General features: G+C 43.0%; 1 protein-coding gene. It reads left to right on the top strand.

The annotated features are described in order from the left end of the window. Window positions 1-72 precede the first annotated feature (72 nt). The coding region (locus ON062_RS13695) for an integrase zinc binding domain-containing protein (protein WP_274647698.1) at window positions 73-270 on the top strand (198 nt) is incomplete at its 3' end.

Genomic DNA, 270 nt, shown 5'->3' with positions numbered 1-270 from the left:
CTTATCCTATTCCATCATCCCAGCTCCACCAAAATGTATAGAGATTTGAGGGATATGTATTGGTGGAATGGCATGAAGAAAGATATCGCCAAGTTTGTGTCCAATTGCCATAATTGCCAACAAGTCAAGGCCGAACATCAAAGGCCGGGTGGCCTAGCCCAAAACATTGAGATTCCTACTTGGAAATGGGAAGAGATCAATATGGACTTCGTGATTGGCTTGCCTAATACTTGGAGGCATCTTGACTCCATTTGGGTTGTTATTGATAGA

The organism is Microbacterium sp. C7(2022), assembly GCF_028823665.1.
In the GTDB taxonomy this organism is placed as follows: Bacteria; Actinomycetota; Actinomycetes; order Actinomycetales; family Microbacteriaceae; genus Microbacterium.
This window is presented reverse-complemented; position numbering and strand designations above follow the sequence as displayed.